The sequence below is a fragment of the Rhodopila sp. genome, assembly GCF_965277825.1.
Taxonomy (GTDB): Bacteria; Pseudomonadota; Alphaproteobacteria; order Acetobacterales; family Acetobacteraceae; genus Rhodopila.
The window spans coordinates 1107299-1129460 of the sequence record NZ_OZ255846.1 but is presented as its reverse complement, the minus strand read 5'-3'; the positions used below and the strand labels follow the sequence as shown (position 1 = coordinate 1129460).

Sequence of the window (22162 nt, the reverse complement as noted above, 5' to 3'; positions counted from 1 at the left end):
GCGACTTGCCAACGAATCCCGCCGTGACCTTATGCCCTTACCGCGACAGTATGGAGCCGCATGACCGTCCCTCGCCTCCATACCGCCGGCCGGTTCGATCCGGCCGCGCTGTTCCGACCAGCCTCCGTCGCCCTGATCGGCGCGGGTACTGGTGCCGTGATCGGCGCAGACCCAAGTGCCCTGATCGGCGCGGACGCTGGTGCCGTGGTCGGCGCGGACGCGGGCGCCGCCATCAGGGGCGGCCCGGGTGCGCTGCCCGACGCGGACCCCGGCGCCGGTGCCCAGATCCTCGCCAACCTCAGGCTCGGTGGCTTCAACGGCGCGATCCACACGACGCTGGTCAAGGACGTCTCGCTGGCGGTGCTGGCCGTCCCGCCGGACCAGATCGGACCCCAACTCACCGCGCTGGCCCAGGCCAACTGCTTCGCCGCCATCGTCCCTGGCGCCGCCGATGATCTCGCCGGCCATTCCGCCCGCACCGGCGTTCGAATCCTCGGGCCGCATTCCTTCGGCCTCGCGGTGCCCGGCCTGCGACTGAACGCCAGCCGATCCCACATTGCCCCGCCACCGGGCCGCCTGGCATTGATCTCGCAATCCTCGGCGCTGTGCCGGACGGTGATCGACTGGGCCGGACCGAACGGCGTCGGGTTCAGCCATATCGTCGGCCTCGGCGGCAACGCCGGCATCGGCTTCGGGGCCACCCTGGACTGGCTGTCGCGCGATCCCGGCACCGGCGCCATCCTGCTCGACATCCGCCGCATCAAGGACCATCGCCTGTTCCTGTCCGCCGCCCGCGCCGCGGCCCGGCTGCGCCCGGTGGTCGCCCTGCGCGCCGGGCTGCGGCTGCTGGACGATGATGGCGAAGCCGACCTGTCGTTCGAGGCGGCGCTGCGCCGCGCCGGCGTGCTCGCTGTCAAGCGCCTCGAAGACCTGCTGGCGGCCGCCGAGACCTTGTCGCGCGCCAGACCGGCCCGACGCGATACGCTGGCGATCGTCAGCAACGCCATCGGCCCCGGACGCCTCGCCGCCGACAGCGTTCTGCGCCAGGGTCTGCAACTGCGTTCGGATCAGGCCATCACCCCGGTCGCCTCCGCCGACCTGGCCGCGACCGCCTTTGCCCTGGCGGCCCGGCCTGATATCGGCGGGGTTCTGGTCGTCCACGCCCCGCAAGGCGCAGCCGATGCCGCCGCCATCGCCAACCTGCGCGAAGCCCCGGCCACGCTGGGGGCGCCACTGCTGGTCTGCGCCATGGGCGAAACCACCGGGGCGGCGCATCGCACCGCCTTGGCACGAGCCGGCCTGCCGGTGTTCGCCACCCCCGACCAGGCGGTGCAAGGCTTCGACTTCTTGGTGCGCGACCGCCGCAACCGCGAGGCCGCCCGCGAACTGCCGCCCAGCGCGGTGCTCGACCTGGCCCCCGACCGGCACCGCGTACGCCGCCTTTTCGATCAGGCCCGAGCCCAGGACCGGCTGGCGCTGACCCAGGATCAGGCGCTTGAAGTCCTCGCCGCCTACGGCATCCCGACGGTCCCCACCCGCGTGGCCGCCACCGCCCAGGATGCCGCCGCGGCCGCCCAGGTGGTCGGATTTCCCGCCGTGGTCAAGCTGCGTGACAGCACGCCGCCGGCCGAGCGGCCTCCCGCCAGTCTGGCGTTCGACCTGCAGGACGCACAAGCGGTCATCGCCCCGGCTCAGGCATTGGCCGCCCGCCACAAGTCGAACGCCGGACTGCTGGTCCAGCACTGTGTCGGCCGGGCGCGGGAATTCTCGGTCAAGGTCGCCGATGACGCGACGTTCGGACCGACGATCAGCTTCGGCGCCGGCGGCACCACGCCCAATCCCGCCGACCGAGCGGTCGATCTGCCGCCGCTGAACCTGCCGTTGGCCAAGGCCCTGATCCGGCGCTGCCGCGGCGGTGCGATGCTGGGGCTGCCGCTGCGCGACCACCCACCGCTCAGCAGCGACGCAATCGCTCAGGTGTTGGTGCGGATCAGCCAACTGATCGTCGACTTCCCTGAAATCGCCGTGCTGGAGACGCCGTCGCTGTTCGTCGATGCCGACGGGGTCCTGGCGGTCGACGCCTGGATCAGGCTGCGCCGTGCCGACGAACCGCCGGGCCGCCTGGCGATCGCCCCCTATCCGGTGGAATTGACCGAACATTGCCTATTCGCCGTCGACCGCATCACCATCCGCCCGATCCGGCCGGAAGACGCCACCGCCCACACGGCGTTCTTCTCACGCCTGTCGGCCGAGGACATCCGCTATCGTTTCTTCAGCGCAATGCGCCAGCTTTCGCCGGAAATGACGGCTCGGTTGACCCAGGTCGATTACGATCGCGAGATGGCATTCGTCGCCGTCAACGACGCCACCGCCGAAACCGTCGGCGTGGCGCGCCTGGCCTGCGATCCGGACGGCGAAGCCGGTGAGTTCGCGGTGATCGTGCAGGCCGACATGAAGGGCCGCGGCGTGGCCTCGGAACTGATGCGGCGGCTGATCGACTGGGCCCGGAGCCGCGGCCTGCAGCAGGTGGTTGGGCAGATCTTGGCCAACAATCACCCGATGCTGGCGTTCGTCCGCCATCTTGGATTCAGCCTGCACCGCCTGCCCGACGATCCCGAGATCATCGAGGCGACGCTGGGGCTTTGAAGACTGACGGTTGGGCGCTGCGCAATAACCGGCGTCGGCCCACGACATGAAGCTGCGTCAACGGCTGGTGGGTCAACGGCACGGCCGACGCGTCAACGGCTGGCGGTCTCGTGGCCGGCCTCGGGTTTCGGCGGCGGATTGACGACGTCGACCTTGGCGTTATCAGCGAGCTCGGCGGGCGGGCTGAGTATAAGGTTTTCGCCACCCTGCAGGCCGTCGCGCAGTTCGGCGGTGGTGCCGAAATCGCGGTAGATCGTGACTTTCTGCAAGTGGACCCGGCTATCGGCGCCCACCGTCGCGACCTGCAGCCCGGCGGCGTTGAACACCAGCGCGGCGTCCGGCACGACGATCGCCGGTGCCTGGCGCGGAATCGAGAACGCCACGTTGACGAACGACCCCGGGTGCAGCACGCCGCCCGGGTTGGCGACATCGACTTCGGTCAGCATCGAGCGCGATGCCGCCTGCAACGCCACGGCGCTGCGCGCGACGCGGCCGCTGAACACGCGGCCGGGAAGTTCCGGCACCGTGACCTGGGCCTCGACGCCATCGTGGATGCCGATGGCGCTGCTTTGCGGAACATAGACCGCGATGCGCAGCACGTCGTCGCGGGCGATGCTGAACATCGGCGACCCGCCGCTGCTGTCCTGCGTCAGCAGGTCGCCCTTATCGACGTTACGCGCGGTGATGACGCCGTCAAACGGCGCCTTGACCTGCTCGAACGCGGTCAATGCGGCCAGCCGATCGACGGTGGCCTGCTGCGCCTTCAGATTGGCCAGCGCGACCGCGACACCGGCCTCGGCGTTGTCGATGGCGGCGGTCTGCACCGAGAAGTTGGCGGTGGCGTTGTCGGCGTTCTGCTTGGTTTCCCAGCCCTGTCCGGCCAGTGTGGTTTCGCGGAACTTGGTGACATTGGCCAGCTTGGCATTGGCCTGGGCGGTCTGCACCTGGGCCTGCGCCTGCAGCACCCCGGCGCGGTTCTGGCCGAGCTGCGCCTCGGCCTGGCGCAGTTGCTGATCGAGGTCGGGGGCGTCGATGCGCAGCAGCAGATCGCCGGCCTTGACCCGGCTGCCGATATCGACGCGGCGTTCGGCGACGTATCCGGTGGCGCGCGGATACAGGTTGGCGACGTCGAACGCCTCGGTCTGGCCCGGCAGCATCAGTTGCACTGGCGAATCGACCCGCTGGGCGGTGGCGGTGCGCACCTCGGGGACGAAATTCTCCTGCCCAGCCTGGGTTTCGGCGGCATCGGCGTAGGTGCGCCAGTGCCGGTAGGCGCCGAAGCCCAGCAGCAACGCGACCGGGATCAGCACGTAGGCGATGACGCGCTTGCGCGGCGGCGGCGGCGGCCCGGTTTCGGTCATAGGTAATCTTCCAGCGGCTTGGCCTCGCCACGCCGCAACAATGTATAAAGGAACGGCACGAACAGCAGCGTTGAGCAGGTTCCGACGCCAATCCCGCCTAGCACGGCGCGTGCCAAGGCGGCATTCTGCTCGCTGCCTTCACCCACGCCGACCGCCATCGGCAGCAGGCCGACGAACATCGCACCCGCGGTCATCAGCACCGGCCGCAACCTGGTTTCGCCGGCGGCGATGGCGGCTTCGGCGGCGCTGGACCCGTGGGTTTCGCGATGCTCGCGGGCGAAGGTGACCAGCAGGATGGAATTGGCTGACGCGACGCCGACGCTCATGATGGCGCCCATCAGCGACGGGATCGAAAACGAGGTCTGCGTGATGAACAGGCTGGCGACGATGCCCGAAAACGCCAGCGGCAGCGCCGCCAGCACGACGAACGGGTCGCCCCAGGTCTGGAAGTTGATCACCATCAGCAGGTAGACCGCGACCATGGCGACGATCAGGCCGATGCCGATGTGCAGGAATGCCTGATCCTTGCTTTGGATCTGACCGCGTATCGAAATCTTGTCCGGCGCCTGCAGTTGCTTTTGCTGATCGGCGACGATGCGGTCGATGTCGGCCTCGACGCCGCCCAGGTCGCGATCCTGCACCGCGGCGTAAACGTCGTAGGTCGGCTGCGTGTTGACGTGATTGGCCACCGTCTGCTCGGTGCCGCGCTGCAGCGTGGCGACGTTGGACAGCAGTTGCAGGGCAAGTGGCCCGGGGGCGGTCGCGGCGGAGACCAGCAGCGGGGTGTTGGTGATCGAGGTGATACTGTCGTTGCGGTATTCCGGGGTCTGCACCCAGACCTGATAGGGTATGCCGGTCTGCGGATCGGCCCAGAAGTTCGGGCTGACCTGGAAGCTGCCGCTGAGCGACACGTTCAAGTCGGCGGCGACCTGCTGTTCGGTCAAGCCGAGTTCGGCGGCGCGCTGGCGATCGACCTTGACGAAAAACTCCGGCGCGTTGGTGATCTGCTGGATATGCACATCCACCGCCCCGCGCACACCGCGTAGCCTGGTGGCGATCGCCTGGGCGGTCTGCAGATCCTTGCCGGGGTGACGCCCATTGACCTGCACGTCGATCTGCGACGGCACGCCGAAGTCCAGGATCTGGGTGATGATATCGGCGGCTTCGAAGTAGAAGATCGCGTCCGGAAAACGCTGGTGCAGGATCGAACGAAGTCGTTTCTGATAGGTAAAGGTTGAGCCGTGGCCGGGCTTCAGCGTGACCAATACCTGGCCGTCGTTGTAGGCCACGAAGGTGCCGTTGCCGAAGGCGAAGTTATAGTTCGACGCCGGCAGGCCGATATTGTCGATGATATCGCCCAGTTGGTCGCGCGGCACCACCTGGCGGATGGTGTCCTCGACCTTCTGGAACAGAATCTCGGCCTGTTCGATGCGCACGCCGGGTGGCGCGCGCACATGCAGCGTCATCTGGCCGGCGTCGATCTGGGGGAAGTAGTCGGTGCCGACGAAGACGAACAGAACGGCGGCGCCGGCGATGATCGACCCGACCACGCCCAAGGTGATGAAGCGGTGGCCGATCACCACGTGCAGCAGGCCGACATAGAAGCGGTGAAAGCGGGTGAAGCCTTGCTCGAAACGATCACGGAAGCGGCCGAAAAACCCCGGTGGCCCGGTATCGTGGTCATGCCGCTCGTGGCGCACCAGCACGTCGATCAGGATCGGCACCAGAGTGCGCGACAGCACGTAGGACGCCAGCATGCCGAACACCACCGCCAGCGCCTGCGGGGTGAACAGGTATTTCGGCGCATCGGTCAGGAAGGTGACCGAGACGAAAGCGCAGCAGATCGACAGGGTGGAGATCAGCGCCGGCTTGGCGATGCCGGCCGCGCCGTGCACCACCGCGTGGCGGAACTCCTTGCCTTCCTCCAGCAGCCGATAGGTGTTCTCGATCGCCACGGTGGCATCGTCCACCAGGATGCCGACGGCCAGCGCCAGGCCACCCAGGGTCATGATGTTGACCGTTTCACCCAGCGCGGCGAGCACCGCCAGCGAGGTCAGGATCGACAGCGGGATCGAGACCAGCACGATCAAGGTCGAGCGCCAGGAACCCAGGAACAGCAGGATCATCAGCCCGGTCAGTCCGGCGGCGATGGCACCTTCGCGGATCACGTCGCTGATCGCGCCGGAGACGAACACCGACTGGTCGAACAGCGGGGTGATGTTCATGTCCTTCGGCGCCGCGGCGCGAATGCCCGGCAGCAGCGATTTCACCGTGTTGACCACCGACAGCGTCGAGGCGTTGCCGTTCTTCAAAATGGTCAGCAGCACGCCGCGCAGGCCGTTCTCGCGCACGATGTTCTGCTGCGGCGGGCCGCCGTCGCGCACATAGGCGACGTCGCGCATCAGGATCGGCGAGCCGTTGACGACCTTGATCGGCACCTCGTTCAGGGCGGACACCGCCTCGGGCGTCGAGTTCAGCCGGATGACGTATTGCTTGCCGCCGAACTTGGCGAGGCCGGACGGAACCGTGATGTTCTGCGCGGTCATCGCGCTGGTGACGTCGGCGGCGGTCAGTCCGTAGGCCTGCAAGGCGTGCAGGTCCAGATCCACCATGATCTGGCGCGGCGCGCCGCCATAGGGCGACGGCAGTGTCGATCCCGGAACGGTGGTCAGGGTCTGGCGGACACGGTACTGGCCGTAATCATACAGTTGCCGCTCGTTCTCCTGCTTCGAACTCATCGCCAACTGGATCACCGGCACGGTCGAGGCGGAGAATCGCATCACCACCGGCGGATTGATGCCGGGCGGCAGCACGGCGCGGATCGAGTTGGTCGACGCGGTCACCTGCGACAGCGCGGTGTCGATGCTGACATCGGACTGGAAGTAGATCCGCGTGATGGTGACGCCCTGCAGCGTCGTGCTCTCCATGTCGCGGATGCCGTTGACGTTGTTGCTGAGCGCGAACTCGGTATAGGTGGTGACGCGCTTTTCCATCTCCGGCGTGTCGAGACCGGTGTAGGTCCAGACAATTGTCACCACCGGAATGTTGACCTCGGGCAGCACATCTTTCGGCATCACGATGTAGCCGCCGATCCCGGCAAGCAGGATCAGGATCGACATCACGTAGAATGTGATGCGGAACTTCAGCGCATATGTGACGAGACCCATCTGATGTCGGTATTTGGCGGGGTCGGCGCCAGGCGCAAGTGCTGCGGTGCAGCGGCCACCCAGCCGAGCGGGCTGGCCAGATTAAATCCTGTCCAGCATCGGGTTTGGTTTGAATTGTGACGCGGAGGCGCACTCGGCCGTCCAACCGCAAGGCCGCTCGTAAGCGATCACAGAGGAGCGTAAGACGCCGAGTGTCCGCGAACCGGCGCGTGAACCGAATACTTGAACAAACGGCGACGTATCGCACTTCACTGATGCGCGATACTAGCCAGCGAGCCCGGTCACGCCGGTTGTTTGAACGCCGGCAGCACCCGCTGGGCGTAGAACTCGATCACCCGGGTCTGGTCGGGCTGGCCGGAATGCACGTTGACGATGCTGACGCCGCTGTCGAACAACTGGCGCATCTTGTTGATGTGCACAGCCGGATCGGTGCCGATCGCCCATGACTTCTGGACCTCGGAAAGCGGCGTGCCGGCATCGGCTTTTTGCTGGATCTCGGCCGGACTGCGAACGTTGTACAGCGTCTTGAAGGCCTTGGGGCCGAAGCGCCAGAACTCCGCCGCTTGATCGGCGGCGTGCTGATCGCCGACGACGACGTATTGCTCGACCAGGACGGGCATCTGGGCCGGGTCCTTGCCGGCGGCGCGGGCGCCTTCCTGCCACTCGGATTTGTGCTGCATCCAGGACATCGGGTCGGTGACCAGTCCGTCGCCGTATTGGCCGGCCAGGCGCATCGACTTCTTGCCGTTGGCCGCGGTCAGCAGCGGGATCGGAGTGGTCGGGGGGTCGTACAGCCTGGCGTTGACGGTGTAGTATTTGCCCTTGAAGGCGACGTCCTGGCCCGACCAGAGCTGGCGGATGATGGTGATCGCCTCGATCAGCCGGTCCCAGCGTTCCTGCCATTTCGGCCAGTTTCCGGTGACCGCCTGCTCGTTCAGTGCCTCGCCCGATCCGACGCCCAGGAACACCCGCCCCGGATAGAGGTGGGTCAAGGTCGCGAACGCCTCGGCCACCACGGCGGGATTGTAGCGCAGCGTCGGGCAGGTGACGGTGGTGCCCATCCAGCCGTGCGCATGGGCGCCGAGCGCCCCCATGGTGACCCAGGCCTGTCCGACATGGCCCTCGTTGGACTGCCAGGGCTGCATGTGGTCGCTGGTGGACAGCACCTGGAAGCCGGCGCGCGACGCCTGTGCCCCGAGTTTGACCAGTTCGGCGGTGGGAAACTGCTCGCTGGCGAGCATGTAGCTGAACATGCCCGTGCGCAGGCCGCCGACTTCGCGTGCGCCGGTCGGGGCTACGGCCGCGGCGGGTTGCGCATGGGCCGCGGTCAGCCCGAGGCTGCTCGCACCGGCCACCGCGCCAGTCCATTTCAGCAGGTTGCGCCTGGCGGGGAACAACCCGGATGTGCTGTCGATCTGCATGGCATTGTCCGTGTACCCCAACGGGGTGCGTCGGGCAGGGTTCCGATCACCGATCGCACACGTCGCGATATTTCGCGCGGCGCGCCGAACTCAGTCTTCGGCAGCCTGTGCCAGGATCTCGAACGACCGCTTGCGTGCGCCGTGGTCGAAGATCTGCGCGGTGACCATGAGTTCGTCGGCGCCGGTAGCGGCGGCGAACGCGCGCAAGCCATCACGCACGGTTTCCGGCCCACCGACCACCGAACACGCCAGGGCGTCGGCCAGCATCGCCAAGCCATGGCGATCGACCCTGGCCTCGAAGTCCTCGACCGGAGCCGGCAGTTTGCCCGGCCGGCCGCGGCGCAGGTTCAGGAACGCCTGCTGCAACGAGGAAAACAGCCGCCGCGCCTCGGCATCGGTGTCAGCGGCGAACACGTTCACCCCCAACATGAGGTGCGGCGAGGCCAGGTGCGGCGACGGGCGGAAGCGGTCGCGGTAGATCGCCGCCGCGTCCCGCATCTGTTCCGGCGCGAAGTGCGAGGCGAAGGCGTACGGCAGGCCAAGATGCGCCGCCAACTGGGCGCCGAACGTACTGGAACCGAGAATCCACACCGCGACGTCCTCGCCGGCACCGGGCACCGCGCGCAGCGGCTGGTTCGGTTCGGCGGGACGGAAATAGTGCATCAGTTCCACCACGTCGGAGGGGAACTGGTTCACGTCGGCCGCCAGATTGCGCCGCATCGCCCGCGCCGCGAGCTGGTCGGACCCCGGCGCGCGCCCCAGCCCGAGGTCGATGCGGCCGGGATGCAGCGCGGCCAGGGTGCCGAATTGCTCGGCGATCAGCAGCGGCGCGTGGTTCGGCAGCATGATGCCGCCGGCGCCGACCCGGATGCTGCTGGTTGCCACCGCGACATGGGCCAGTGCCACCGCGGTCGCCGCGCTGGCGATTCCCGCCATGTTGTGGTGCTCGGCCATCCAGTAGCGCCGGTAGCCTAGCGCCTCGACGTGACTTGCAAGATCGATCGAGTTGCGCAGCGCCTGGCCGGCGTCGCTGCCCTCGGGGACCGGGGAGAGGTCGAGTACGGACAAGGGGATCATCCACACTACATAGTGCGGGAAGTCCCGGGAGGAATAGTGCCGGAAGCGCCAGGAGGAATAGCGGGAGCGGCGGCCGAAAGAGTGCGGGAGCGCCGGCCGAAAAAAGTGCGGGAAGCACCGGGAGGAATACTGCCGGAAGCGCCAGCGAAAGAGTGTGGGATGCGTCCGGCGGCATATCGCGGTAGGATCGGATATGCACATCCAATTCGACAACAGCTATGCGCGTCTGCCGGACCGGTTTTACGCCCGGGTTGATCCAACACCGGCGGCGGCGCCGGCACTGGTGCGGCTGAACCGCGCCCTGGCAGAGCAACTGGGGCTCGATGCGGAGGAGTTGGCGACGCCACAGGGCGTGGCCCTGCTGGCCGGCAACCAGGTGCCGAAAGGCGCCGACCCGATCGCCCTGGCCTACGCCGGGCACCAGTTCGGCCATTTCGTGCCCCAGCTCGGCGACGGCCGCGCCAATTTGCTGGGTGAGGTGGTCGGGCAAGACGGGGTGCGTCGCGACATCCAGTTGAAAGGGTCGGGGCCAACGCCGTTTTCCCGCCGCGGCGACGGGCGTGCCGCGCTCGGGCCGGTGCTGCGCGAATACCTGATCAGCGAGGCGATGGCGGGGTTGGGAATTCCTACCACGCGGGCACTGGCCGCGGTGACCACCGGAGAAACGGTGTGGCGCGAAACCCGCTTGCCCGGCGCGGTGCTGACCCGGGTCGCCGCGAGCCATATCCGTGTCGGCACGTTCCAGTATCTCGCCGCTCGGGGCGACCAGGACGACGTGCGCCGGCTGGCCGACTACGCGATCGCCAGGCATTACCCCGATGCCGCGCGCGGCCCGGACCCATATCGAGCGTTCCTGGACCAGGTCGTCGCGCGGCAGGCGGCGCTGGTGGCGCAATGGCTGCTGGTCGGCTTCATCCACGGCGTGATGAACACCGACAACTGCTCGGTTTCAGGTGAAACGATCGATTATGGCCCGTGCGCCTTCATGGATGGCTATGATCCGGCCACCGTGTTCAGTTCGATCGATCATCAGGGCCGCTACGCCTACGGCAACCAGCCCAGGATCGCGCTGTGGAACCTGACGCGGCTGGCCGAGTGCCTGCTGCCGTTGCTTGACAACAACGAGGACGCGGCGAAGCAGTCGTTGCAAGGCTTCGCGCCGCACTTCGAAGCCACGTATTTCGGTGGCCTGCGGCGCAAGATCGGGCTTTCCGGCGAGCCGGAGGGCGACGACAACCTGACGCAGGACCTGTTGAAGCTGATGGCGGCGGACGGCGCTGATTTTACCCAGACGTTCCGCCGGCTGTGCGACGCGGCCGACAGTCCGGCGGCCGATGCGGCGGTGCGGTTCCGCGACGGCGCCGGGTATGACGCCTGGGCGCGGCGGTGGCGGGTCAGACTGGCGCGGGAAGTCGATCCAGGCGCGGCGATGCGGGCGGTCAACCCGGCGGTTATCGCCCGCAACCATGTCGTCGAGGCGGCGCTGACCGCGGCCGTCGAGCGGGCCGATTTCGGACCGTTCGAGACCTTGCTGGACGTGCTGTCGCAGCCTTACCGGGACGATCCGGCGCTTGAGCAGTATGCCCGTCCGCCGCGGCACGAGGAACGCGTGCGACAGACTTTCTGCGGAACCTAAGGCGGTTGGGAAACTGAAGCCGGCGTCGGGTTGGCAATCGGCGCCGGCACGCTTTTGACTCGGCCGCTCTGTGTTGGGCCGCTCTGTGTTGGGCCGCTCTGTGTTGGGCCGCTCTGTGTTGGGCCGCTCTGTAATGCGGTCAAGCCGACGCGTGAAGGAGGTCATGACGTGACGAAGAAAAATCTCCGTTCCGGGACGACCCTCGATGCTGTTCTCGACACCGGCGGCGTTCGCGAAGCGGCAAGGACCGAGGTCGTGCAGCGGCTCGTTGCCTGGCATCCATCGCTGGAAATGAAACGGCGATGCCGCTGCCATCTGTTGGCACCAGCGGAGCTTATCGAGCCAGCGCGATGACACCGGCGTTGGGCCGTCGGTTGCGGACCGAAGCGGTAGGAACGACCCGGCACGGCGCCCCCGAGACTGCCGCCCAGGACACAGGACATTGAGACAGGCCATCATACTGGCTGGCGGCCAGGGCACCCGGCTACGAAGCGTGCTCGGCGACCTGCCGAAATCATTGGCCGATGTGGGCGGAACACCGCTGCTGGGACACCAGTTGCGGCTGCTGGCCAGGCACGGCTTCGACGACGTCGTGCTGCTGGTCGGTCATGGCGCGGACCAGATCCGCGCATGGCTGGCCGGACCGCAACGGCCGTCGATCCCGGTCCGGTTGCTGCATGACGGCACCCCGCGCGGCACCGCCGGGGCGGTGCTGGCGGCGCTGCCCGACCTCGCGGCAGAGTTCGCCGTTCTGTACGGCGATACCATGCCGGAGGTGGATCTTGCGCGGTTCTGGGCCTGCCACGAAGTCGACCCCGCCGCCGCCGGATCGCTGTTGCTGCATGCAAACGACCATCCGCGGGACTGCGACCGGGTCGAGCAGGACAGCGCGGGCAACATCGTCCGCTTCCATCCCCACCCGCACCCAAAGCGGGCGTGGCTGCCGAACCTGGTCAACGCGGCACTCTATATCCTGCGCCGCGACGCGCTGGCGGCCTGGCGGGACGCGGCTCCGCCGTTGGATTTCGCCAAGGATCTGTTCCCCCGCATGGTGTCGGCCGGAGCACGGCTGCGCGGCTACCAGTCACCGGAATACATCATGGATATCGGCACGCCGGCGCGGCTCGACCGGGTGCGCCGCGCCTTTGCCGACGGCGCCATCGGCCGCGCCGGGTTGGAACAGCCTCGGCCGGGCGTGCTGATCGATCGTGACGGCACGCTGAACCGCGATGTCAGCCATCTGCGCCGAGCCGAGGGGCTTGAGGTATTTCCCGGTGTGGGCGCGGCGCTGCGTCGGCTGAACCAGGCCGAATGGCGGACCGCGGTAATCACCAACCAGCCGGTGCTGGCGCGCGGCCAGGCCGACGAGGCCGCGCTACGTCGCATCCATGCCCGGCTGGACACCGAGCTCGCGGTCGATGGCGCCTATTTCGATCGCTACTACTATTGTCCGCACCATCCCGACGCCGGCGTCCCCGGCGAGGTGGCCGCGCTGAAGATCGTCTGCGATTGCCGCAAGCCGGCGCCGGGGCTGGTGCTGCGGGCGGCGCGTGACCTGAACCTCGATCCGGCGGCAAGCTGGGTCATCGGCGACAGCACGGCCGACCTCGGCGCCGCCGAAGCGGCCGGCGTCTCCGCCATCCTGGTGCGCACCGGCAATGGCGGGCTGGACGGCCGCCATCGCTTCGAGCCAGGCTTTACGCAGCCGGATTTCGCCGCCGCCGTCGGCTTCATCCTGGACGACTATCGCCGGATCGTGGACGCCGGGGCAGCGCTGCTGGCGGCGATGCATCCGAACCAGGACTGGTTCGTCGGCGGCCCGGCGCGATCGGGCAAATCCACCGTGGCCGCCATGCTGGCGCGCGAGCTGCGCCAACGCGGACAGCCCGCGGTGGTGGTTCAGCTCGACGCCTGGGCCCGAACGGACGCCCAGCCCGGGCCGGGCGCTTGGGGCGGCTACGCGATCGATCTGCTGGTCGAGGCGCTCGGCCGCGCCAACGGACGGCGCGCCGCGCCCGTCGAGCTTGCACCGCCAGCCTATGCCGGCCGATTCGGGCGCTCGGAATGGAGCCGCCCGGGGCCCACGCTGCCGCCCGGCGCGACGGTGATCTGGGATGGCGTCGTGGCGCTGGAATTGGCCAGACGGTGCGGCCGCGCCGACCGGACCATCCAGGTGGACGCCGCCGAGGCACCCCGCCTGGTTCGGGTCCGGCACGAGGCGGCCCGGCGCGGCGCCTCGGCGGCGTGGCGCGAAGCCGAAGCCGGCGAGCACGAAACCCTGGTTCGGTTGGGCATGGCGGCGGCCCATAAGATCAGCCTCGACGGATTGCTTGGCGCCGCGCCGAGCGGAAGGACCCCGCTTGAACATCGGCCGGATGCCGTTGCGCATGGGCCCGGTCGGCGACGGTAGCCAGCAATGGTGATCGCGCCGGCTTGGACCCGAGGGGCGCCCCCAGGGCCGCGGGCCGGCCGGCAGAACGGCCGCTATCGCGATGGACCCCGTGATCAGGAAAACATAATCCTTGCCAAATATTTTCGATTAAGCTAAGAACATTCAGTGAACGTTGGGCTGGGGGGTTCGGACTGACAGGTTCGGACTGACAGGTTCGGACTGACAGGTCCGGACTGACAGGTTCGGACTGACGGGTTCGGGCCGAGGTTGTGGTCAAGGGGTATGGCCTGAAGGGTTTGGAATGGCGCTTTTGCGAATGGACTTTCGGCAATGCGGCACTGGTCGATGCGGCCGGGGAAATCGGGGCTGGGTGATGAGGCGTGGGGCGATGCGGCGCGGGGCAACCCGGCGCGGGGCAATGAGGCATTGTGCATGAGTGATGATCCAATGGACCGAGTGCCGACGTTCAACCGGGTGTCGATCCGCGCGGTGCTTGTCGAGGACGGCGAGGACCCCAGCCATGCGCTGGCCGAGGCGGGTTTCGCCGAGGCGGTGGCGATCCCAGTGGTGATCGGGGACGACCTGGACCTGTCAGGCGACATTCTGGGCAATGGCATCACCCCGAACCTGACGGCGGTGCTCGAAACCGAAATCGCCGACGACGAACACGATGCCGCGCCGGCCTCGCAATCCGGCAAAATGCGGGCCACGCCGGAAACGCCACCCGGACCGGGATCGACGACGACCAACCTGCCGGCGGCCTTCGGGATGCAGCCGCTTGCGCCGGTTCGCAAACGCGGCGCCTGATGGCCCGACGCATGATGGTCTGGCGCCTGATCGTCGGGCGCGTGATAATCGGCGCCTGAGCATCGAGCGCGACCGCGCTTGGCCATGCCTGCTGCGAACGCATGGCCCTGTCGCCATTGTAACGGTTGTCGGCGGCGTGGTTCGGCGTAGATCGGCGCCTTGATGCAGGAGGTCCGGAATGACCCGAATCGTCGATTTGTCGAATCCAGAGCTGCAAGCCCTGCGCCGCCAGACGCGTGCCGAATACGACGCTTTCCGAGGCCGCGGCCTGCGGCTCGACATGACGCGCGGCAAGCCGGCGCCGGATCAACTCGACCTCGCGAACGAGATGCTGGCCCTGCCCGGCAACCGCGACTATTTCGCCGAGGCCGGTGATGACGCCCGCAACTACGGCGTGCTGCAAGGTCTGCCCGAGGCTCGCGCGCTGTTCGCCCCGATGCTGGGTGCCCCGGCGGAACAGATCTTCGTCGCCGACAATTCCAGCCTGGCGGTGATGCACGACTGCATCGTCTGGGCCCTGCTGAAAGGCGTCCCGGGCGGCGCCTCCGCCTGGGGCAGCACTATGGTCCAGCAGACGGCGCCAGCGTTCATCTGCCCGGTTCCCGGCTACGACCGACACTTCGCGCTGTGCGAGGAATACCGCATCCGCATGCTGCCGGTCGCACTGACCGGACAAGGCCCGGACATGGACGCGGTCGAGGCGTTGGTCGCGGACCCCAGCGTCAAAGCCATGTGGTGCGTGCCGAAATACTCCAATCCCACGGGTGAGGTGTATTCCGCCGAAACCGTCCGCCGGCTCACCGCGATGCGCACCGGCGCCGCCGATTTTCGGCTGTTCTGGGACAATGCCTACGCGGTGCACCACCTGACCGGGCAGCAGCGTGAAATACCCTCCATCCTCGATGCCTGTGCGGCGGCGGGAAACCCGGACCGAGCGTTCGTTTTCGGCTCGACCTCGAAGATCACGCTGGCCGGCGCCGGCCTGGCGTTTTTCGCCTCCTCGCCAGCCAATCTCGCCTGGTTCATGGCACGCGCGTTCAAGCGCACCATCGGCTCGGACAAGCTGAACCAGTTGCGCCACGTGCGGTTCCTGCACGACCAGGCCGGTCTGATGCGGCATATGGACCGCCACCGCGCCCTGCTGGCGCCGAAATTCAGGGCGGTGGAGGCGGCGCTGGATCAGCGCCTGGCCGGCACCGGGGCGGCAACCTGGGCGCGGCCCGAGGGCGGCTACTTCATCAGCCTGGATGCGGTTCCCGGTACCGCGAAGGCGGTCGTCGCGCTGGCCAGGGATGCCGGGCTGGCGCTGACGGCGGCTGGATCCACCTGGCCAAACGGCCATGATCCGCACGACAGCAACCTGCGCCTCGCCCCGACCTTCCCGTCACTCGCCGATGTCACCGCCGCGTCGGAGGCCATTGCGCTGTGCATCCTGTTGGCGGCGATCGAACAGCAAACCGCGGCGCGGGGTGAAACCGGCTAACCGGGGGCGCCTGCCGGAGCGACGGAACCGACCGCGTACGACGGTGGAAATGCCAGCCCGATGTCGCTGGAATCAGTCGACAGGTTGGGGCTCCAGTAGTGATCCCCATCCAGCCGATCACCCCAGCGCTGTCGCATGCGGGCAACGGCTTGCTCGAATCCAGTCTGTCTCGGCGCTTCGGGACCAAAGCTGAGTTCCGCATACGGCGTCCAGACCGTGCGCCATCCGCTATCGGCGAGCTTCATGCACAGATCGACATCGCTGAATGAGCTGCACGCCAGCACCTCGTCCAGCCCGCCGGCCGCCAGAAACGCGGTCCGCCGCACCAGCAGGCACTGCCCGCTCACCGCGGTGACCTCGCGGGCGATCTGCAAATGACCGAAATAGCCGCCCTGGGCGCGGCGCCGGCCCACGAACGGTGCAAGGGCCAAATTTCGGCCACCCAGCACGATGCCGGCCTGGCGTACCGTTCCACGCGGTGACAGCAGCTTGGCACCGACCGCTCCGACCGCGGGGCGACCCGCTTGGGACACCATCTCCCGCAGCCACCCGGCGCCGCTGGGAACCAGACCGGGGTCAAGCAACAGCAGCAGCGGTCCGCGTGCCGCCTCGGCGGCCTGGTTGGTCCAGTCCGGGGAACCGCCGGCAATGCGCCGCACCCGGTCGTCGGACGCGACCGCCCGAGGCCAGGCGTCGGCCTCTTCCGCCGCGGTCAGGATCTCCAGCGCCGGATAATCGGTCCGGTTCAGCAGGTGTTCGATGCAACCGGGCACCATGCTGACCGGGGCCGTGGCGGACAGGATCACCGATACCAGCGGCGCCGGGTCCGGCACCGGGTAAACGGCGCGGGTCCATCCCGCGACGAACGGGGTGGCTTCGGCCCGCGCCCCCGGCTGGTCACGACCGAGGAACTGCTGCACCGCGCGGCGCCCGTTATCGACGCAGCGCTGATGCGAGGCCTCGGAAAAGGTCCGGTCCCCGGCTCCCTGTCGCCAGTGATAAAGCACCTTGGGGATATGCCGGATGCGGTCGCGCCGCGTCTCGGCCACCACCCGCAGCGCCAGGTCGTAGTCCTGGCTGCCCTCGAAACCGGTGCGGAAGCCGCCGATACGGTCAACCAGCGTCCTGCGATAGACACCAAGATGGCTGATCAGGTTCTGCCCCAGCATCAGGTCCGGATTCCAGTCCGGCTTGAAGTAGGGATGCGATCGCCGCCCGTCGTCGTCGATATGATCCTCATCGGAATAGATGATATCGACATCGGGATGCGCCAGGACGGTGGTCGCGACCTGATGGAGCGCATGCGCCGGCAGCAGGTCGTCATGATCCAGCAGCGCCACGAATGGCCCGCTCGCCAGTCGCAGCGCCGAGTTCGACGCGGCCGAGATGTGGCCGTTCCGCTCCCGCCGCACCAGCTTGATCCGATGATCGCGTTCGGCCACCTCACGTAGCAGGTCGATGACCGCCGCATCGGTGGAAGCGTCGTCAGCAATGCACAGCTCCCACCACGGATACAGTTGATCCTGAACCGAGCGGATCGCCGCCGACAGATGGGCGGGCGGCGGATTGAACACCGGCATCAGCACCGAGATCAGCGGTGGGTCGAGCATCCGGGCAATGTCGGCGCCGATCGAGCGCCGGGTTGCGTCATCGATTCGGTCATACAGCGCGATCCAGTTCGCATAGTCGCGCTCGATGTCGCCCATGTCGGGACGCCCCAGCCGCAACAGCCGGCGAAGCCGGTTGCGCAGGCCGGGTGGCAGGCGCGAGGCGGCGCCGGAAAGAGTGCGCCGCGCCGGCGCCCAGGCACGCGGCACCAGGCGCTGCATGACCTTGCCGCCGGCCGATCCCGGCCCAGGCGCCGCGGCACGATCGATGCTTGACGCCGGGTCGATCAGGGGTTCGGTTTCGGCACTCAAATCAGGTGAGACTGGGAGATCGGGCAAAACTGGCTCTTCGATGCACCGAACGGCGCGTTGCAACTGTGTCCAGGAGACGCTGGATAGGCGCGTACGATCCCGTGCGTGTCATGACATCACTGTGAGTTGGCGGACCCTGTATCGACGGTCCGTCGTAACAATCCGGCGCTGCGCGAGCACGCGACCGGATTGCGTGCCCGACCTGAGCGTGCCCGACCTGAGCGTGCCCGACTTGCGCGTGCCCGACTTGCGCGTGCCCACTTGCGCGCGCCGACCTGCGCTTGCCCGATTGGCGCGTGCCCGCAAAGCGCGTGGCCCGTTCGCGGGGTGGCCCGATTCGGATCGCCGGGCGTGATCTACCGGTGCTTCGCCCAGACCTCGTAGCGCGCCTTGTTCTCGGCGTTCGGCGGATACAGGCCGGGAAGCGATGCGCCTTGATTAACCTCGGTCATAATCCACTCTTCCAGCCGCTCCTGATCGGCGGCGACGGCGGCAACCTCGGCCACTAGCTTGTTCGGGATCACCACCGCACCGTCGTCATCGACCATGACGACGTCGTCCGGGAACACCGCGACGCCGCCGCAGCCAATCGGTTGCTGCCAGTTGACGAAAGTCAGGCCGGTCACCGAGGCAGGCGCCGCCGCGCCCTGGCACCACACCGGCAGCCCGGTTGCCAGCACGCCGGCGAGATCGCGCACCACGCCATCGGTGACCAGGCCGGCGACGCCGCGCTTCGCCATCCGTGCACAGAGGATATCGCCGAAAATGCCGGCATCGGTGACGCCCATGGCATCCACCACGGTGATGCAGCCCTGCGGCATGGCTTCGATCGCGGCTCGGGTCGAGATCGGTGATGACCAGGATTCCGGTGTCGCCAGGTCCTCTCGCGCCGGCACGAAACGCAGCGTGAAGGCGGCGCCGACGATGCGGGGCTGGCCGGCCCGGATCGGCCTGGTTCCGCGCATCCACACATTGCGCAGACCTTTTTTCAGCAGCACCGTCGTAATTGTTGCCGTGGAAATCCCAGAAAGCGCGGCGAGGGTCGCGGGGTCGATGGTCATGCACCTGTCCGATCTGCTGCTGGCGGCGAATTGACACGCCATTGGCCGCTCGGCGCAAGATCCCGCCAGACCACGGACCCCCGGTCTGCGACTCGGGTCCGAGATAATTCGCGTTCGAGATTCAGGGACGGCTGTTGGAGCGGCGGTCCGTGGCTAGCGGCGGCCGAGCGGGATCATTCGTTTGATGAACCGATCAAGATCGACTGCGCGTGCGCGGCGAGCTTGCCCAATGCCTTGTGCAAGGCGGTCCACTCGGTTCGGGTCAGGCCGGGGGCAAGCGCGGCTTCGATCTCGCCGGCGGTGGAGGCGACGCCTGAGAATACGGTCGAACCCTTCCGAGTCAGCCGCAGCAGACGGCCGCGGCCATCGTCAGGGTCGGCGCCTTGTCGCATCAGCCCACGTGCCACCAGGCCTGCGGCGGCGCGGCTAACCTTGACCTTGTCCATCGAGGTTCGCTCTCCGGCGGCGGTCGGCGACAGCACGCCGAAGCGGCCGACCGCGGCAAGCAAGCGCCATTCCGGCATCGCCAGGCCGGACCGCGCAAGGTGATGACGGACCATCAGGTGGGACACGGATTCGGCGGCCGAGGCCAGGCGGTAAGGCAAGAAATCTTCAAGCCGAAACTCCCCAAGGCGAGGGGTTTTTTCTACGTCAACTGGTTCTTTCACTTGAAACCACCTCGCATCCTGCTGCAATCATGGCGGAGAAGTCACCGCGCAACAACCGACATCGGGCAGTGACGCCGGCATTTCCGCCATTGGTGATGGAACGCGGAAACAACGGCCATGCCATCAAGGTCATGACTTCCGAGGCTGACTTTTGCTTGATCGGTCATGCGTTACCATCGTGGCATCAAAGGCCGCGGAGCGCCGTGAGTCCAGGCGATCGATACTTCGGGCAGTACAATACTCCGAGCCATCTCGTGATGGGCGCGTCGGCCGTGTTCTTGAAAGAACCCCACAACTGTTACGAGTATCCAGTGCAAGGACATGCGTATGACGGGAACTTGGACCGACACCTCGCGCAAGTCTGGAATGAAACCCGAACCATCACGCGATTGCGACCGGCCCGAGCCAGCCTCCGTATCGCCGGGGCTGCGTCTGCCCGGCCGCCAGTATCAGCGTTGGCTATATCAGCGTTGGCTATATCAGGGTTGGCGCTCGCAGCGTTGACTATCGCAGCATTGGCCATAACAGGGTTGGCTACATCAGGGGTTGGCTATCGCAGGTTGCGTGATCCGCGCTTGCCTGGCGCTGCCAGCCTCGCTATATCCCCGCCCTTGTCTGCGAGACCGGGCCTGGAAGGGCATGCCCGGCCGCGACTGCTTGTCCACGACGGCTTGCGGATGATACCCGCGCTGGGTGGCGGGCGCCAGCCATAAGGAGATCAAAATGCCCAAGATGAAGACCAAGTCCTCGGTCAAGAAGCGGTTCAAGATCACCGCGACCGGCAAGGTGCTGGCCGGACCCGGCAACAAACGCCACGGCCTGATCAATCGCTCGCAGAAAGCCAAGCGGCAGAACCGCGGCAGCCAGGTGCTGACCCATGCGGACGGCCTGACCGTCAAGCAATGGGCCCCCTACGGTCTCGGTTGACGGAGTAGCACCACATGGCACGCGTCAAACGGGGCACCACCACCCACGCCCGCCACAAGAAAGTCCTGCAACAATCCAAGGGCTTCGTCGGCCGGTCATCGACCAACTATCGCATCGCGCGTGAGCGGCTGGAGAAGTCGCTGCAATACGCCTACCGCGACCGCCGGGTGAAGAAGCGCGAATTCCGCGGGCTGTGGATCCAGCGGATCAACGCCGCGGTGCGCGAGCACGGTCTGACCTACAGCCGATTTATCGACGGACTGAAGAAGGCCGGGATCGAGATGGACCGCAAGGTGCTGGCTGCCATCGCCTACGACGATGCGGAATCCTTCGCGGCGATCGTGCGCAAGGTGCAGACCGCCCTCGGCTGATTTTGGGTCTGAACCTCGGCCCCTGAGAAGCCGCGATGTGCGAAGCCGCGATCGGACAACCTCGATCCGGCACGCCGCAATCTGGCCGGTGGACCGCCTGACCGGGGCGCCCGCCCGCATGTACGGGATTCGATCATGAACAACGATCTGGCATGAGCGACGATCTTGAAACCCTGAAGACCATCACCGATGCCGCCCTGGCCGGCGCGCCCGACCTGCGCGCCTGGGACGCGGTGCGCATCGCCGTGCTGGGCCGCAACGGCAGCCTGACCGGGATGCTGCGCGACCTCGGCAAGACGCCGCCGGAACAGCGCAAGGACCGCGGCGCCGCACTGAACCGGCTGAAGGATGCGCTGACTGCGGCGATCGAGGCGCGCAAGACGCAACTGGAAGACGCCGCGCTGGACGCCCGCGTGCTGTCGGAGCGGATCGATCCGACCCTGCCGCCGTGGCCCGCCCAGCCCGGCCTGATCCACCCGATCGCCCGCACCATGGAAGAGATCGCGGCGATCTTCGGCGCCATGGGATGCACCGTGGTGGACGGCCCGGACGCCGAAACTGATTGGTTCAACTTCGGCGCCCTGAACATCCCCGCGCACCATCCCGCGCGCGCCGACCACGACACCTTCTACCTGCCGCCGCGCACCGGCAGCGATACCCCGATGGTGCTGCGCACCCACACCTCGCCGGGCCAGATCCGCACCATGCTGGCGCAAGACCCGCCGATCCGCGTCATCGTCACCGGCCGCACCTACCGCGCCGACCATGACGCCACCCACTCGCCGATGTTCCACCAGTGCGAGGGGCTGGTGATCGACCGCCAGATGACGCTGGGCCACCTGAAAGGCTGCCTGATCGACTTCCTGCGCACGTTCTTCGCCATCGCCGACCTGCCGGTGCGGTTCCGATCGTCGTATTTCCCGTTCACCGAACCCTCGATGGAGGTCGATATCGGCTGGAACCGCAGGACCGGGGAACTCGGCCGCGGCGGCGATTGGCTGGAAATCCTGGGCAGCGGCATGGTGCATCCCCGGGTGCTGGCCAATTGCGGCATTGACCCGCGCGAGTGGCAGGGCTTCGCCTGGGGCATGGGCGTCGAACGCGTCACCATGCTGAAGCACGGCATCGCCGATCTGCGGCCGTTCTACGAATCCGACCTGCGCTGGCTGCGCCATTACGGCTTCAACCCGCTGGCGCCGACCATGCTGCACGAAGGAGTGTGAACG

General features: G+C 67.5%; 15 protein-coding genes. 8 read left to right on the top strand and 7 right to left on the bottom strand.

Going from position 1 to position 22162, the window contains the following annotated elements:
- Positions 1-60: 60 nt before the first annotated feature.
- Positions 61-2646 carry a GNAT family N-acetyltransferase gene (locus ACQY4T_RS05730; RefSeq protein ID WP_428538799.1) on the top strand — a complete coding sequence of 862 codons (2586 nt, stop codon included), beginning with the start codon at positions 61-63 and terminating at the stop codon, positions 2644-2646.
- A 92-nt stretch (positions 2647-2738) separates the two neighbouring features.
- Here ACQY4T_RS05730 and ACQY4T_RS05725 read toward each other — a convergent pair whose 3' ends face one another.
- From ACQY4T_RS05725 to ACQY4T_RS05710, 4 genes are all read right to left on the bottom strand, one after another.
- Positions 2739-4007, bottom strand: a complete 1269-nt coding sequence (locus ACQY4T_RS05725) for an efflux RND transporter periplasmic adaptor subunit (protein WP_428538797.1) — start codon at positions 4005-4007, stop codon at positions 2739-2741.
- Positions 4004-7174, bottom strand: coding sequence for an efflux RND transporter permease subunit (locus ACQY4T_RS05720; protein ID WP_428538795.1), 3171 nt, complete (start codon positions 7172-7174; stop codon positions 4004-4006). The genes ACQY4T_RS05725 and ACQY4T_RS05720 overlap by 4 nt, the downstream gene beginning before the upstream one ends.
- Positions 7175-7455: 281 nt before the next feature.
- Entirely contained in the window at positions 7456-8595 is a 1140-nt protein-coding gene (locus ACQY4T_RS05715) for a TIGR03557 family F420-dependent LLM class oxidoreductase (protein WP_428538793.1), read from the bottom strand.
- Positions 8596-8685: 90 nt separating this feature from the next.
- A complete protein-coding gene (locus ACQY4T_RS05710) occupies positions 8686-9672 on the bottom strand; it encodes an LLM class flavin-dependent oxidoreductase (RefSeq protein WP_428538791.1) in 987 nt (328 codons plus the stop codon).
- Positions 9673-9865: 193 nt separating this feature from the next.
- On the opposite strand from ACQY4T_RS05710, the gene ACQY4T_RS05705 reads away from it, so the two are divergent.
- The 4 genes from ACQY4T_RS05705 to ACQY4T_RS05690 all read left to right on the top strand — a co-directional run bounded on the left by ACQY4T_RS05705 (position 9866) and on the right by ACQY4T_RS05690 (position 15990).
- A complete protein-coding gene (locus ACQY4T_RS05705) occupies positions 9866-11308 on the top strand; it encodes a protein adenylyltransferase SelO (protein WP_428538789.1) in 1443 nt (480 codons plus the stop codon).
- Between the two features lie 442 nt (positions 11309-11750).
- Positions 11751-13718, top strand: coding sequence for an HAD-IIIA family hydrolase (locus ACQY4T_RS05700; protein WP_428538787.1), 1968 nt, complete (start codon positions 11751-11753; stop codon positions 13716-13718).
- A 414-nt stretch (positions 13719-14132) separates the two neighbouring features.
- On the top strand, positions 14133-14507 hold the full coding sequence (locus ACQY4T_RS05695) for a hypothetical protein (RefSeq protein WP_428538785.1): 375 nt from the start codon (positions 14133-14135) through the stop codon (positions 14505-14507).
- 178 nt (positions 14508-14685) lie between these two features.
- Positions 14686-15990, top strand: coding sequence for an aminotransferase class I/II-fold pyridoxal phosphate-dependent enzyme (locus ACQY4T_RS05690; protein ID WP_428538783.1), 1305 nt, complete (start codon positions 14686-14688; stop codon positions 15988-15990).
- Here the strand turns inward: ACQY4T_RS05690 and ACQY4T_RS05685 are convergent.
- From ACQY4T_RS05685 to ACQY4T_RS05675, 3 genes are all read right to left on the bottom strand, one after another.
- The gene (locus ACQY4T_RS05685) at positions 15987-17936 is read right to left on the bottom strand and encodes a glycosyltransferase family 2 protein (RefSeq protein WP_428538781.1); all 1950 of its coding nucleotides are present in this window, start codon (positions 17934-17936) and stop codon (positions 15987-15989) included. The genes ACQY4T_RS05690 and ACQY4T_RS05685 overlap by 4 nt on opposite strands.
- A 329-nt stretch (positions 17937-18265) precedes the next feature.
- Entirely contained in the window at positions 18266-18970 is a 705-nt protein-coding gene (locus ACQY4T_RS05680; RefSeq protein WP_428538779.1) for a ribonuclease activity regulator RraA, read from the bottom strand.
- A gap of 173 nt (positions 18971-19143) precedes the next feature.
- Entirely contained in the window at positions 19144-19638 is a 495-nt protein-coding gene (locus tag ACQY4T_RS05675) for a MarR family winged helix-turn-helix transcriptional regulator (RefSeq protein ID WP_428538777.1), read from the bottom strand.
- Between the two features lie 723 nt (positions 19639-20361).
- On the opposite strand from ACQY4T_RS05675, the gene rpmI reads away from it, so the two are divergent.
- From rpmI to pheS, 3 genes are all read left to right on the top strand, one after another.
- Positions 20362-20565 (top strand): 50S ribosomal protein L35, encoded by a 204-nt coding sequence (gene rpmI, locus ACQY4T_RS05670; protein ID WP_428489690.1) that lies wholly within the window; start codon positions 20362-20364, stop codon positions 20563-20565.
- 14 nt (positions 20566-20579) lie between these two features.
- Entirely contained in the window at positions 20580-20936 is a 357-nt protein-coding gene (rplT, locus tag ACQY4T_RS05665; RefSeq protein WP_428538776.1) for a 50S ribosomal protein L20, read from the top strand.
- Between the two features lie 152 nt (positions 20937-21088).
- Positions 21089-22159: a phenylalanine--tRNA ligase subunit alpha gene (pheS, locus tag ACQY4T_RS05660; protein WP_428538774.1), complete on the top strand. Its 1071-nt coding sequence runs from the start codon at positions 21089-21091 to the stop codon at positions 22157-22159.
- The last annotated feature ends 3 nt before the right edge of the window (positions 22160-22162 follow it).

Excerpts from the sequence above, each read along its gene's own strand:
- ACQY4T_RS05715 (WP_428538793.1), bottom strand. The coding sequence starts at position 8,595 with ATGCAGATCGACAGCACATCCGGGTTGTTCCCCGCCAGGCGCAACCTG.
- rplT (WP_428538776.1), top strand. The coding sequence starts at position 20,580 with ATGGCACGCGTCAAACGGGGCACCACCACCCACGCCCGCCACAAGAAA.
- ACQY4T_RS05720 (WP_428538795.1), bottom strand. The coding sequence starts at position 7,174 with ATGGGTCTCGTCACATATGCGCTGAAGTTCCGCATCACATTCTACGTG.
- pheS (WP_428538774.1), top strand. The coding sequence starts at position 21,089 with ATGAGCGACGATCTTGAAACCCTGAAGACCATCACCGATGCCGCCCTG.
- ACQY4T_RS05725 (WP_428538797.1), bottom strand. The coding sequence starts at position 4,007 with ATGACCGAAACCGGGCCGCCGCCGCCGCCGCGCAAGCGCGTCATCGCC.
- ACQY4T_RS05680 (WP_428538779.1), bottom strand. The coding sequence starts at position 18,970 with ATGACCATCGACCCCGCGACCCTCGCCGCGCTTTCTGGGATTTCCACG.
- rpmI (WP_428489690.1), top strand. The coding sequence starts at position 20,362 with ATGCCCAAGATGAAGACCAAGTCCTCGGTCAAGAAGCGGTTCAAGATC.
- ACQY4T_RS05710 (WP_428538791.1), bottom strand. The coding sequence starts at position 9,672 with ATGATCCCCTTGTCCGTACTCGACCTCTCCCCGGTCCCCGAGGGCAGC.
- ACQY4T_RS05730 (WP_428538799.1), top strand. The coding sequence starts at position 61 with ATGACCGTCCCTCGCCTCCATACCGCCGGCCGGTTCGATCCGGCCGCG.
- ACQY4T_RS05690 (WP_428538783.1), top strand. The coding sequence starts at position 14,686 with ATGACCCGAATCGTCGATTTGTCGAATCCAGAGCTGCAAGCCCTGCGC.
- ACQY4T_RS05705 (WP_428538789.1), top strand. The coding sequence starts at position 9,866 with ATGCACATCCAATTCGACAACAGCTATGCGCGTCTGCCGGACCGGTTT.
- ACQY4T_RS05695 (WP_428538785.1), top strand. The coding sequence starts at position 14,133 with ATGAGTGATGATCCAATGGACCGAGTGCCGACGTTCAACCGGGTGTCG.